Consider the following 12,565-nt stretch of genomic DNA (forward strand, 5'->3'; position numbering starts at 1 on the left):
GCGAGGCAGAGGACAGGCTCGTCGACAGCAGTCGGCGTGATCGCCCCCTCTTGCCTGTGACGCGACGCTGTTGGCGCGGACGATTGGGAGGCAGGGTCGAGTGAGCGGATTCGGAATTTTGGATCAGGGACGGGGTAGCGATGCGGAGCTGGCGGGTGCCGGCGACAGCTCGCCGCTCAGCGCCGCCTGGGCCGCGATCCGGACCGGCCTTCGCCGCGATTGCGGCGCGCGGACCTTCGATGGCTGGCTGAAGCCCGCCGAACTGGGCGCGTTCGATCCCGAATCGGGCAACCTCGAGCTGGTGATGCCGAGCCAATTCATGGCCGACTGGGTGCGCAGCCACTTCGGCGAGCGGCTGCAGCTGGCCTGGCGCACGACCTTGCCGATCGTGCGTGAAGTGCGGGTGGTCGCCTGCGAAGGCGGCCCTCGTCCCGCGCCGCTGCTGATCCTCGACGAGGAGCCGTTGCCGGTCGAGCGCGCTGCCGCCGCCGCGGCGCATCCGCGTCCGGCGTTCGATCCGCGCTACAGCTTCGGCAGCTTCATCGTCGGCAAGGCCAACGAGGTCGCCGCGACCGCCGCCAAGACCCTGGCCGAAGCGCCGACCGTTACCTTCAATCCGCTGTTCCTCCATGGCGGCACCGGCCGGGGCAAAACCCACCTGCTGCACGCGCTGGGCCAGCGCTTCCTCGAGCTCAATCCCGCCGCGCAGGTGGTGATGATGAGCGCCGAGAAGTTCATGGTCGAGTTCGTCCGCGCGATCCGCGAGAATGACACGATCGGGTTCAAGCAGCGGCTGCGCAGCGCGGACCTGCTGCTGATCGACGACGTCCAGTTCATCGCCGGCAAGGAGTCGACGCAGGAAGAATTCTTCCACACGATGAACGAGATCATCAATGCCGGTAAGCGGCTGGTGATCACCTCGGACCGCGCGCCGCAGGACCTCGACGGAATCGCCCCGCGCATCCTCTCGCGCCTGAGCTGGGGCCTGGTCGCGGACATCAACGCCGCCGACCTCGAGCTTCGCTACAACATCCTGCTGGCGAAGCTGGCGCTGCTGCCCGGCATCAGCATGGCCGACAATGTGGTCGATTTCCTCGCCCGCCGCCTGACCAACTCGATCCGCGAGCTGGAAGGCGCGCTCAACCGGATCGGCGCCTACGCGCTGATGACCGGCCGGACGATCGACCTGGCGTTCGTCGAGGAAGTGCTGGCCAATGTGCTTCGCGCCAACCAGCGGCGGATCAGCATCGACGAGATCCAGACCCGCGTCGCCGATCACTACTGCATCCGCAAGGCGGAGATGGTGTCGGCCCGGCGCGCCCGCGAAGTTGCCCGGCCGCGGCAGGTGGCGATGTACCTGTCCAAGCAGCTGACGCCCAAGTCGCTGCCCGACATCGGCCGCCGCTTCGGTGGGCGCGACCATACGACGGTGATCCACGCGGTGAAGCAGATCGAGAAGCTGCGCGCGAGTGATCCCGATATCGACGCAGCGATCCGGCTGCTGACCCGCCAGCTGGAAGGCTGAGGCCTTTCTCTAGCCCTGCATGCGGCTGAGCCGCTCGCGGCGTTCGATCGCTCGGGCGTAGGTCTTGAGTACCGACGCGTTGATCACGTCCCAATCCTGGGTCTTTGCAAAGGCTAGGCCGGCCGCACCGTGGCGCGCGCGTAGCTCCGGGTCAGCGGAATAAGCGGCGACCGCGGCAGCGATGGCGCAGATGTCGCCCGGCTCAGCCAACGTGCCCGTCTCTCCGTCGCGCACGAGGTTGGTGGCGCCGGTGGCGGCGGCAGCGACCACCGGCAGGGCGCAGGCCATGGCTTCGAGCGTGACGTTGCCGAAGGTCTCGGTGATCGAGGGATTGAGGAACAGGTCGCAGCTGGCAAGCGCGCGGGCGAGGTCGTCCCCCTCCTGGTGGCCGACGAAGACGCCGTTGGGCAGTGCCTTCTCGAACCAGGCGCGGGCAGGGCCTTCGCCGATCACCAGCACGCGGTGGGGGACCTGGGCGGCGACCAGCTCGTCATGGACGGCGGCGAACACGTCGAGGCCCTTTTCCATGACGATCCGGCCGAGAAAGCCAACCACCAGCTCGTCGTCGCCGAGGCCGAGGCTGCGGCGCCAGTCGAGGCTTCGCCGCTCGGGATTGAACTGGGCGCGGTCGACGCCGCGCGACCAGATCGAGATGTTGCGGTTCATCCGCTGGGCGCGGAGCACGGCGGCGGTGGATTCGGCGGGGACCAACAGCGCGTCGCAGCGCAAATACAGGCGGCGGAGGGCGGCGCGGACGGTCGGTTCGAGCAGTTCGAGGTGATAATAAGCGAGGTAGGTCTCGAACCGGGTGTGGACCGAGGCGACCGCCGGGATCTTGCGCGCGCGGGCCCAGCTGACCGCGCGGTGCGAGCTGATGTCGGGGCTGGCGATATGGACGATATTGGGCGCGAACGCTTCGAGGTCCTTGCGCACCGCGCGGGTCAGGCCGAGGGGGATGCGATATTCGGGCCGCCCGGGCGCCGCGATCGAAGGCAGCGAGACGAGGTCTCCGGTCGGCGGGAAGGCCGGCTCGGCGACGGTCGGCGAATAGGTGCGGACCTGGGCGCCCTGGCGCAGCAGATAGCCGACGAGCCGGTTGAGCGCCTGGTTGGCGCCGTCGCGAACGTAATTGTAATTGCCCGAGACAAGGGCGATGCGAAGGTCCTCGGGAGCCATGCAGCAGCCCTTAGCGGCGGCTGGGCGGGTTCGTCCAATCGCGGCTGCTGCGGGTGAGCAGGATCGCGAGCAGGCCGAGGATGGCGAGATGGAAGGGCCGGGGCATGGGGGCGCTGCTAACATGATCGGAGCGCTGAAGCACGGCCTGCCGCCGGTGGTGCGGGCCGACGCCCGGCTGCTGGTGCTCGGCAGCCTGCCGGGGGAGGCGTCGCTGCAGGCGGGGCGCTATTATGCCCATCCCCGCAACCAGTTCTGGCGGTTGATGGAGGGGGTGGCGGGGGAGCCGCTGGAGGGGCTCAATTACGGCGAGCGGCTGGAGCGGCTGGTAGAGCGGCGGATCGCGCTGTGGGACGTGATCCACGCCGCGCGGCGGAGCGGGAGCCTGGACGGCGCGATGCGAGAGATCGAGGCGCGCGACCTCACCGGCTTCGTCGCCGGGCTTCCGGAGCTTCGGGCGGTGGCCTTCAACGGCGGAACGGCGGCGCGGCTGGGGCGCAAGGCGCTGGCCGGGTCGAGCCTAGCGCTGATCGACCTGCCGTCGTCGAGCCCGGCCTACACCCTGCCGTTCGCCGAGAAGGCGAGGCGCTGGAACGCGCTCGCTGGCTTTCTCGATTGACCTCGGGGCGGCACTTTCCTCTAAGCGGGCCATGGCAGAAGAAGTTGAGATCCCGCCCGCCGAGGAGCCCGAAGAGGACCGCGGCGAGCTGTCGATGGTGGACGAGGCGCTGGTCGCCGGAACCATCGCCAATACCAATGGCCTGCTGGTGATCCTGGCCAAGCTGGTCGCCCGCGGCGTGTTCGATGAGAGCGACTTGAAGGCGTTCAGCGACAGCTATTCCAAGCCGCTCGACCATGAAGGCATGCGCGAGAACGAGCTGGTCAGCCAGATGCAGGACCAGATGGAAAGCACGCTGGCCGAGCTGATGCGGTTCATCGCCGAGCGGGGCTAGGGCATTTCGTCCGGGTGACTGTGGCTCCCTGCGTGCCTATATCCGCCCCATGCCCTGGCTAGCCGGAATAGCGCTGTTCACCGCTACCGTCCTCGTGATGGAGGGGTTCGCCTATGTGCTGCATCGCTTCGTCATGCATTCGCGGCTGGGCTGGGCGTGGCACGAGAGCCACCACCGCGAGCGCGAGGGGTGGTTCGAGCGAAACGACCTGTATGCGGTCGTCTTCGCGCTGCCTTCGATCGTGCTGATCTGGGGCGGGCTGAACGGCGGGTGGGGCGACTGGGCGACCTGGATCGGGGCCGGCGTCGCCTTCTACGGGATCATCTACTTCGGCTTCCACGACGTCATCGTGCATGGCCGGCTGCCACACCGAATCGTGCCGCGGTCGCGTTATTTCAAGCGGATCGTGCAAGCCCACAAGCTGCACCATGCGGTGGAGAGCCGCGACGGGGCGATCAGCTATGGTTTTCTGTACGCGCCGCCGGTGGATGCGCTAAAGCAGGCGCTGAAGCGCAGCGGCGAGGCGCGGGTCAGGGCCGCGAAGGGCGCGTCCACAGACCGGTCCTCGGAACGGGTTTGACCGGCCACAGCGCTTCCCAGAAGGCTTCCATCACCAGCGCGGCTTTCTCGGCCTTGGAGGTGCTGATCCGCTCATCCCAGGCGCGGGGCCCAAGCGCCGCGGCGCGGGTCGCAATCTCGCCATAGATGCCGCTTGCTGACAGCACGGCCCAGCGACTGCGGAATGGCAGTCGGGCAGCGCCGATGCGGGCGGAGCGGCGGTAGTCGTCGGCCATGTCGCTCAAGCGGCGGGCGAGGCGGGCAAGGGCGGGGCGGTGCCGGGGGTCGGCGAGGTCGGTTCCGGCGAGGCCCTCCGCTTCCAGCCAATCAGTGGGCAGGTAGATGCGGCCGACCCGGGCATCCTCGACGATGTCGCGCGCGATGTTGGCAAGCTGAAAGGCGATGCCGAGATCGGCGGCGCGGTCGAGCGTGTCGGTGTCGGACTCGGGCACGCCCATGACGTGCGCCATCATGACGCCCACCGCCCCGGCGACCTGGTAGCAGTAGGATAGCAGGTCCTCGGTCGTGACCGGGCGCCAGCCCGCGGCGTCACGCTCGAACCCGGCGAGGTGGTCGCTGGCGACCGCTTGCGGAATGGCGCAGTCGGCGGCGACTACGCGCAGCGCGTCAAACGGGACGAGGCCGGTGTCCTCGCCGGCGAAGGCGGCGGCGGTCCGGTCCTTGAGGAAGGCGATGCGCGCGGCGGGATCGACGACGCGTTCGGCATCGTGGCCAAGGGTCTGACCGTCAGTGATGTCGTCACAGGCGCGGCACCAGCTGTAGAGCAGCCAGCTACGCTCACGGGTGGGCAGGTCGAACAGCTGGCTGGCGAAACGGAAGCTCTTGGAGCCCGCCGAAATGCTTTCCAACGCGCCCTGGACCAGCCGCGCCCGTTCTTCGCCCGACATCACGCCAGCATCAGTCCCGCGGTTGCCTCCGCGCTTCCGACCACGCCGGGAATGCCCGCGCCCGGATGGGTGCCGGCGCCGACGAAGTATAGGTTGCGCAGCTTGTCGTCACGATTGTGGGTGCGGAACCAAGCCGACTGCCACAACACCGGCTCAAGGCTGAACGCGGATCCGAGGTGCGCGGCGAGATCGGTCGAGAAGTCGGCCGGGGTGTAGTGGAAGATGGTGCGGATGCGACTGCGGATGTCGGGGATCAGGCGCTCCTCGAGCGTATCGAGGACGACTTCCTGATATTTCGGGCCTTCGACCGCCCAGTCGACGTCGGCGCGGGCAGCATTGGGAACGGGTGCCAGCGCGTAGAAGGTCGAGCATCCCGGTGGCGCCATCGACGGATCGGTAATCGTCGGATGATGGAGGTAGAGCGCCGGGTCGGTGGCGAGCTTGCCGGTCTGGTAGATGTCGTTGACCAGCCCCCCGTATCGCGGCCCGAACAGGATGGTGTGGTGGGCGATGTCGCAGGTGCCTTCGAGCCCGAAGTGAAGCACGAACAGGCCGGGCGAGAAGCGCTTGCGCTTGAGGGCACGGACCTGTTGCGCGCCGCGGCTGCTGCCTTCGATCAGGCCGTAGCTGTGGACCACGTCGCCGTTGGAGGCGACCGCGTCGGCGGTGGCGCTCCATCCTGATTTCGTGCGGACGCCGGTAACCCGATCGTTCTCGGCGGTGATGGCGGTGACCGGATCGCCGAGGCGGACGGTGCCGCCGATCCGCTCGAAATGGCGGACCATGCCGGCGATCAACTTGTTCGTGCCGCCCTTGGCGAACCACACGCCCCCGTCGCGCTCCAGCTTGTGGATCAGCGCGTAGATCGACGAGCAGGTCATCGGGTTGCCGCCGACCAGCAGGGTGTGGAAGCTCAAGGCTTGGCGGAGATGCTCGTCCTCGACGAAGCTCGACACCATCGAATAGACCGAGCGCCAGGCCTGATATTTGGCCAGCGCAGGGGCGGCCTTGAGCATGTCGCCGATGCTTTCGAACGCCTTTGTGCCGAGCTTGACGTAGCCTTCCTGGAACACGCCGGCGCTATAGGCGAGGAAGCGCTGGTAGCCGGCCCAGTCATTGGGATTGAGCGCGTCCATCGACGCCTTCAGCTCGGCATCGTCGTTGGTGTAGTCGAATACCGTCCCGTCGGGCCAGCTGAGGCGGTAGAAGGGCTTCACGGGCACGAGGTCGACGTCCTCGGCCATGTCGTGGCCCGACAGCTTCCACAGCCGCTGGAGACAGTCGGGATCGGTGATCACCGTCGGGCCGGCGTCGAAGACGTGGCCGTCCTTTTCCCATACATAAGCGCGGCCGCCGGGACGGTCGCGGGCTTCGACGATGGTCGTCTGCACGCCCGCCGACTGGAGCCGGATGGCGAGCGCGAGGCCGCCGAAGCCGGCGCCGATGACGATCGCAGTCTTGTAGGGGGAAGTGGTCACAGACTGTCCTTCAACACGCGAAGCGCCCGGAAGAAGGGCACGGGAGGCTTGCCGAACAGGACGCGCGCCTTGTCCAGCCCCGTACTGGTCCCCGCATAGAAGCGTGCGATCAAGGGGCCGGAAAGGCGGTAGAAACGCTCCAGCACCCGGTAGCGGTCATGTGGCGCGGCGGCATGGAACAGCAAGGCGGTCAGCAGGCGGTAGAAGGCGCCCTTTTTCCAGTGCTTGCGGGCCCGCGCGCGGGTCGCGGCGCCGAGCCTGACATCGAGCGGCGCCTTGCCCGCCAGCCAGATCGCGAACCGCACCGCGTCAGGCAGCGAATAACTGGTCAGCGGGTGGAAGAAACCGCCGCGGGCACCGGCGCGGGCGACCGGGTCGGCCCGGGGCCACAGCTTGTCGAAATCGCCGCCGGTGACCACGGGGAGGGCGCCATGCTCCTCGCGGGTGCGCTCGGCGACCTGCCAGCCTTGCGCGGCGGCATAGTCGCCGATCCGGTCGCGCAGCTGATCGTGGTCGATCTCGGGCCCGTCGGAGTAATAAGTGTCCTCGACGAACAGGCGGGTCGGGGAAAAGGGCAGGCAGTAGACGAAGCGATAGCCGTCATGCTGCTCGACCGTGGCGTCCATCACGATCGGGTCGGCGAGGCCGTGGCCCTGGGGGATGGTGAGGAGTTGGCCGACGAACTTCTGCCAGCCGAGCTCGAGCCCCTCGGCCTTGCCGCCACGGGCGTCGAGTACGGCGGCGGCGTCGATCCGCTCGCCGCTGTCGAGCACAACATGGGTAGGGCCGAGGTTGCGCACGCTTGCGGCGAGGATTTCGTCGGGCTCCAGGGCCGCGCGGACCGCGGCGTCGAGCGCTTCACTTTCGATCGTCTGGTAGGTCTGGTCGAGGTGGCGCTGGTGGGCCGGGAAGCGCACTTCGTAGCCGGGCCAGCGGTGGCCGATCAGCGGGTCGGTCAGCCAGCGGTGTGCTGGAGCCACGTCACTTGCGAAGAACGACCACAGGTGATTGCCGCCGATGCGTTCGTCGGGCTCGACCAGCAGCAGGCGGATGTTGGGACGGCGACGGCGCAGGGCGAGGGCACAAAGACCACCGGCAAGCCCGCCACCAACTATCACCAGGTCCAGAGCTCGCATGAAGTTTACCGTCTAGCGTGTCCCACAGACTCTGGCGACCCCGGACAAGGTCCGTTAATCATAACACAAGGGGTAGGGTGCCAAGGGGCAATCATGGGCATGAAGCAGATCGGGGTGTTGGCGGCGGCGCTGCTGACGGCGGGGGCGACCATCGGAGCGGCATCACCAACGGTGCCGAGGCCCGGTGCCGACCTGCAGGTGCAGCTATCCGGCCTGCGATCGGCCAAGGGCATGGTCCACCTGTGCCTGTCGTCGAGCGCCTCGCGCTTCCTCCATTGCAAGGACGATCCGTCGGCCGTGGCACGGTCGGTACCCGCCTCGGCGGCCGGGCGCCTCGACCTTGGCGCGGTCAAGGCGGGGACCTATGCCCTGTCGGTCGTGCATGACGAGAACCGCAACGGCAAGCTCGACATGATGCTGGGCATCCCGCGCGAAGGGTTCGGCTTTTCCAACAATCCGGCGATGAAGCCGCGCGCGCCCAAGTGGGAGGAGATCCGCTTCACCGTGCCGCAGACGCCGAGCGTCCAGCAGGTCCGTATCCGCTACGTGCTGTAGCGGCGAGGCTTCAAATTTGGCCATCGCGGAAGCGAACTGTAGGGAAACGAACGAGTACGTTTAGCGGCAGCTTATTCGGCTGGCTGTTCCTGCAACCTTCTCTATCACTGGCTCGATGTCCTACAAAAGGTGGCTGTTCCTACCCCTGTGGTTCCTTGCCCTATTCACCGGGGCCAAGAGTTTCGTCGACAACCCCCTGCTCGGATCGCGTCGCCTCAATCGCCTCGGCCTGCACGGCTGGCGGGTCCGCCTGGCGCATCGGCTGGCCGGGTTGCGGCGCCGCCGGTTGTCGCGGGATCTGGACCCGGCACTTCGGCGACAGTTCGACGCGAACGGTTTCATCGAGGTCCGCGACTGGCTGCCTTCGGATGCCTTTCACTCGCTCCGCACGGCGCTGCTAGACATGGAGACCGGCTGCCGGACGCAAGGGCAGGGCGATACGGTGACGGTTCGCGTTCCGCTTGGCCCCGAGGTGCTCGGTAAAGTGCCTCAACTCGCCAAAGTCCTGAACGGACCCCGGTGGAAGGCGGCGATGAGCTATGTCGCCGGATCGGGGGTGAGGCCGCTCTACTATCTGCAGGCGATCGAAGGTGGCGTACTCGGGGGGCCTCCCGATCCGCAGCAGGACCTCCACGCCGATACCTTTCAGCCATCGATGAAGGCATGGCTGTTCCTGACCGATGTCGGCGAGGAGGATCGGCCCTTGAGATACGTCCCCGGCTCGCACCGGCTGACGCCTGAACGACTTGAGTGGGAACAGCGCAGGAGCATCGACGTCGCGCGCAAAGGGGATCGCCTGTCGCAGCGCGGCTCGCTGAGGATCGGTGAAAGCGACCTCGCCGACCTCGGGCTGTCCGAGCCGGTCAGCTTCAGCGTTCCGGCCAACACTCTGGTCGTGATCGATACCTGCGGCTTTCACGCCCGGGCCGCTTCCTCGCGAACCAGCCTCCGGGTCGAGATCTGGGCTCTGCAGAGGCGCCAGCCCTTCCTGCCGTGGGCGGGGAGAAGCTTTCTTCCGCTGGCGGTCGACGGGCGGGCGACATGGCTGCTCGGGCTTGCCGACCTGCTCGACCGTGTCGGCTTGAGGAAGCAGCATTGGACCCGCGCCGGTTCGTGGCGGCGGCGGCTGGAGACAGCCCGATCGGTCGGGAGCGTCGGCGCGGACAGCTGACGCCTCGCCGAGGTATCGGGTTCACAACGGCGCCAAGTCGGGCCGAAAACGATCTTGTCGACGGGTGGCGGGCCCGATCGGCGGTGACCGCGTCACTCGCGTCGCAAACGACATCGAGCCACAACGAGAAAGGCCTGCCCACGTTTCCGTGAGCAGGCCCTTCTGCTGTTCGTTCACCAGCGCCAGGAGCGCGTGGTGAGCGGCCTTAGCCGCGAACCGGCTCGACCGGCGGCGGCGGCGGCGGCGGCGGCGGAACCGGGCACGCGTCGGTCGCCAGGATCACCGACCCATCCGGGCAGGTCTGGGTGGCGGGCGGCGGCGGCGGAGCGGGCTCAGCAACCGGCGGCGGCGGCGGCGGCGGCGGGGGCAGCACTTCCTGACCACCGAAGCGAACGCCCAGGCTGATCAGCCCGGTGATCCGCGACGAGTTGGTGCGGTAATTGGAGTAGGTGCCTTCAGCCTTGACGTAGAGCGGCGAGCCGAGCTGCTGCTCGACACCGGCGCCGGCAAGCCAGCCGCGGGTGTTGTACTTGTTGTAATAGTCACGACCCGGAGCGTCCGAATCGAAGTACTTGCGCTGGGCGTTCACGACGTAGGCGCCGCGGACGTAGAACAGCGTGCTGGGCGACGCGACGAAGCCGAGACGACCGCCGATCTGATACTCTTCCCAAGCCTTGCGATACGCCACACCAGCGCCGTCACGGGTCACGTTTTCCGGCTTGGCGAACATGATGCCGATTTCCGGGCCGACGGTGACGGTGTCACCAAGGGCGAAATCGAAGCCGGTCGATGCGCCGACCGCCAGCTTGGTCTTGTTGTTGCCTTCCGAGTAGAAACGGGTGGCGCCGACGCCAGCGTCGATCCGGAATCCGTCGAAATTATTCTGTGCGCTGGCCGGCTGAGCGGCGAGCAACGCTGCCGACAGCAGCAGCGGGACTTTTAAGTTCTTCATTTAACTCCCCTTTTTCTGCAGTTATAATTGGAGTAGGTGATCTGGATACAAAGCTAAGCTAACAAAACCGTAAGTAGGCACCTGCAGTTCCGAGCCTGAATGTCAGCCTCATACAGAGCCCATTACCAAAAACGAGACTATTTGTTCCGGCCTATCGAACGAGAATGATCGCACCGTTGCGTTTACGCAACAATGGAAGTGCGCCCTTCAGGCCACATATGGCTAACAAGAGCCTTCATCCCGTAGGCAAATACTTCAACTCTCCGGGAAAGTCGCCTAGGGCCGGAAGCAGGTTTAGTGGGGAGCGAGTACATGGGTATCGGCTTTGCCGTTCCGAAAGTTGCCACAAGCGTTGGTATTCTCCAGCGCGGCGTCGAGGTGATCGCCGCCGAGGCCGATGCGCTTCGCCTGATGGGCGAGCGGCTCGACCACGACTTCGTCGACGCCTGCCGTACCATCTATGCCGCCGCCGGCCGGATCGTGATCACCGGCATGGGCAAGTCGGGCCATGTCGCCCGCAAGTGGGCCGCCACCATGGCGGCCACGGGAACGCCGGCCATCTATGTGCACCCGGCGGAAGCAGCGCACGGCGACCTTGGGATGCTGGTGCGCGGCGACGTCCTCATCGTAATTTCCAATTCCGGCAACACCGGCGAGCTTCGCCCCTTCCTTCGCTATGCCAGGTCGATCAACGTCGAGATCATCGGCGTCGCCTCGCAGCGGGAATCGCTGGTGATGCAACAGGCCTCCGTGAAACTCTGCTATCCCGCGGTGCGCGAGGCCTGCCCGGCCAATGTTGCGCCGACGACGTCCACGACCCTGCAGATCGCGCTCGGAGATGCCATTGCGCTGGCCGTTATGGACATGCGCGGTTTCTGCCTGGAGCGCATGAAGAACCTCCACCCGGGCGGAACGCTCGGCACCCGCATGACCTTCGTGAGCGAAGTGATGACCCGCGGGCCGCAATTGCCGCTGATCGGCGAGGATGCCGACATGAACCAGGCGGTCGAGGTCATGACTTCTTCCGGGCTGGGAATTGCCGGGGTGATCGACATGGCCGGGCGCCTCAAGGGCGTCATCACCGATGGCGACCTTCGCCGCAACATCCACCAGCTGCACGTCGCCAATGCCGCTTCTGTCATGAACCAGGCGCCGGTGACGGTCGAGCCGCAGATGCTGGCCGACGAGGTGCTTCGTATCCTCAACACCAACGAGATCACCGCGGCATTCGTGATCGAGCCCGATGCGGCGGTGAACAGCCGGGTTCCGATCGGGGTCATCCACGTCCACGAACTCCTGCGCCTCGGTCTCAGCTAAGCGGCGATGGCGGCCGATTTCGCGGTTCTGATCCCCGCCCGTTTCGCGTCCACTCGCTTTCCGGGCAAACCACTGATTCCCCTTCGCGGCGCAACGGGTCTGGCCAAGACCCTTGTGCAGCGCAGTTGGGAATGTGCCCGGCAGATCGAAGGGTGCAGCGGGCTGTGGGTCGCCACCGACGACGACCGGATCGCCGAGGAAGTCGAGCGGTTCGGCGGAAGCGTCGTGATGACCTCGCCCGATTGTGCCAATGGCACAGAGCGATGCGCCGACGCCCTCGCCAAGCTGGATTGCGACGCCGAATTCATCGTCAATCTGCAGGGGGATGCACCTCTTAGCCCCGGCTTCATGGTGCCCGAGCTGGTCGCGAGGCTCGCGGGCGATCTGCAATTGGCGATGGCCACCGCGGCGATCCACTGCAATCCGACGATGCTCGAGCACCTGCAGGCAGATGAAGCCGCCGGCCGCGTTGGCGGAACGACGGCCGTATTCGACGGTCGCCTGCGCGCGCTCTATTTCTCGAAGCGTATCCTGCCCTACCTGCCTCAGACCGGAAGCGAAGACGTTCCGGTCTTCATGCATCTTGGCCTCTATGCCTATCGCCGCGCCGCCCTGCTGGACTACGCCGCCGCGGAGCCTTCGGTGCTCGAGCGGGCCGAGGGGCTCGAGCAGCTCCGCTTCCTTGACCTCGGCCTGCCCGTCGGGGTCTGCACGGCCGACCCGCTCGGCTGGGATCCGATCGAACTCAACAACCCTTCCGACGTGCCGGCGATCGAGCGACTGTTGGCGGAGCGCAATCTCGCTTAATCGAGCGCATGCGGTTTCCTCCTTCCGAACCG

Annotated in this window: 13 protein-coding genes; 8 read left to right on the forward strand and 5 right to left on the reverse strand. The window is 66.8% G+C overall.

Going from position 1 to position 12,565, the window contains the following annotated elements:
• The first annotated feature begins 118 nt into the window (after positions 1–118).
• On the forward strand, positions 119–1,525 hold the full coding sequence (gene dnaA, locus M1K48_RS00005; protein WP_249503851.1) for a chromosomal replication initiator protein DnaA: 1,407 nt from the start codon (positions 119–121) through the stop codon (positions 1,523–1,525).
• Positions 1,526–1,534: 9 nt separating this feature from the next.
• Here dnaA and M1K48_RS00010 read toward each other — a convergent pair whose 3' ends face one another.
• Positions 1,535–2,701, reverse strand: coding sequence for a glycosyltransferase family 4 protein (locus tag M1K48_RS00010; RefSeq protein WP_249503852.1), 1,167 nt, complete (start codon positions 2,699–2,701; stop codon positions 1,535–1,537).
• On the opposite strand from M1K48_RS00010, the gene M1K48_RS00015 reads away from it, so the two are divergent.
• Genes M1K48_RS00015 through M1K48_RS00025 form a run of 3 tightly spaced genes read left to right on the forward strand, consistent with a single transcriptional unit; the run spans position 2,700 to position 4,231 of the window.
• A complete protein-coding gene (locus tag M1K48_RS00015) occupies positions 2,700–3,317 on the forward strand; it encodes a DNA-deoxyinosine glycosylase (RefSeq protein WP_249503853.1) in 618 nt (205 codons plus the stop codon). The genes M1K48_RS00010 and M1K48_RS00015 overlap by 2 nt on opposite strands.
• A gap of 31 nt (positions 3,318–3,348) precedes the next feature.
• Positions 3,349–3,651: a hypothetical protein gene (locus M1K48_RS00020; protein ID WP_249503854.1), complete on the forward strand. Its 303-nt coding sequence runs from the start codon at positions 3,349–3,351 to the stop codon at positions 3,649–3,651.
• Between the two features lie 49 nt (positions 3,652–3,700).
• Complete coding sequence (locus M1K48_RS00025; protein WP_249503855.1) at positions 3,701–4,231, forward strand: sterol desaturase family protein; 531 nt, start codon at positions 3,701–3,703, stop codon at positions 4,229–4,231.
• On the opposite strand, the gene M1K48_RS00030 is transcribed toward M1K48_RS00025, so the two are convergent.
• The 3 genes from M1K48_RS00030 to crtY are packed head-to-tail and all read right to left on the reverse strand — an operon-like array spanning position 4,182 to position 7,731.
• Entirely contained in the window at positions 4,182–5,117 is a 936-nt protein-coding gene (locus tag M1K48_RS00030) for a phytoene/squalene synthase family protein (protein WP_249503856.1), read from the reverse strand. The two genes, M1K48_RS00025 and M1K48_RS00030, sit on opposite strands and share 50 nt — an antisense overlap.
• The gene (locus M1K48_RS00035) at positions 5,117–6,595 is read right to left on the reverse strand and encodes a phytoene desaturase (RefSeq protein ID WP_249503857.1); all 1,479 of its coding nucleotides are present in this window, start codon (positions 6,593–6,595) and stop codon (positions 5,117–5,119) included. Before M1K48_RS00035 ends, M1K48_RS00030 begins: the two co-directional genes overlap by 1 nt.
• Positions 6,592–7,731 carry a lycopene beta-cyclase CrtY gene (crtY, locus tag M1K48_RS00040; RefSeq protein WP_249503858.1) on the reverse strand — a complete coding sequence of 380 codons (1,140 nt, stop codon included), beginning with the start codon at positions 7,729–7,731 and terminating at the stop codon, positions 6,592–6,594. The genes M1K48_RS00035 and crtY overlap by 4 nt, the downstream gene beginning before the upstream one ends.
• A 93-nt stretch (positions 7,732–7,824) precedes the next feature.
• Here crtY and M1K48_RS00045 point away from each other — a divergent pair, with 93 nt between their 5' ends.
• Positions 7,825–8,286, forward strand: a complete 462-nt coding sequence (locus M1K48_RS00045; protein WP_249503859.1) for a DUF2141 domain-containing protein — start codon at positions 7,825–7,827, stop codon at positions 8,284–8,286.
• Between the two features lie 115 nt (positions 8,287–8,401).
• Positions 8,402–9,457: a phytanoyl-CoA dioxygenase family protein gene (locus M1K48_RS00050; protein WP_249503860.1), complete on the forward strand. Its 1,056-nt coding sequence runs from the start codon at positions 8,402–8,404 to the stop codon at positions 9,455–9,457.
• 205 nt (positions 9,458–9,662) lie between these two features.
• Here M1K48_RS00050 and M1K48_RS00055 read toward each other — a convergent pair whose 3' ends face one another.
• Positions 9,663–10,409: an outer membrane protein gene (locus M1K48_RS00055; protein ID WP_249503861.1), complete on the reverse strand. Its 747-nt coding sequence runs from the start codon at positions 10,407–10,409 to the stop codon at positions 9,663–9,665.
• 312 nt (positions 10,410–10,721) lie between these two features.
• Here M1K48_RS00055 and M1K48_RS00060 point away from each other — a divergent pair, with 312 nt between their 5' ends.
• Together M1K48_RS00060 and M1K48_RS00065 are read left to right on the forward strand one after the other, a co-directional pair.
• Positions 10,722–11,726, forward strand: a complete 1,005-nt coding sequence (locus M1K48_RS00060; RefSeq protein WP_249503862.1) for a KpsF/GutQ family sugar-phosphate isomerase — start codon at positions 10,722–10,724, stop codon at positions 11,724–11,726.
• 6 nt (positions 11,727–11,732) lie between these two features.
• Positions 11,733–12,533 carry a 3-deoxy-manno-octulosonate cytidylyltransferase gene (locus M1K48_RS00065; RefSeq protein WP_249503863.1) on the forward strand — a complete coding sequence of 267 codons (801 nt, stop codon included), beginning with the start codon at positions 11,733–11,735 and terminating at the stop codon, positions 12,531–12,533.
• Positions 12,534–12,565: the final 32 nt, after the last annotated feature.

Source organism: Sphingomonas glaciei (assembly GCF_023380025.1).
In the GTDB taxonomy this organism is placed as follows: Bacteria; Pseudomonadota; Alphaproteobacteria; order Sphingomonadales; family Sphingomonadaceae; genus Sphingomicrobium; species Sphingomicrobium glaciei.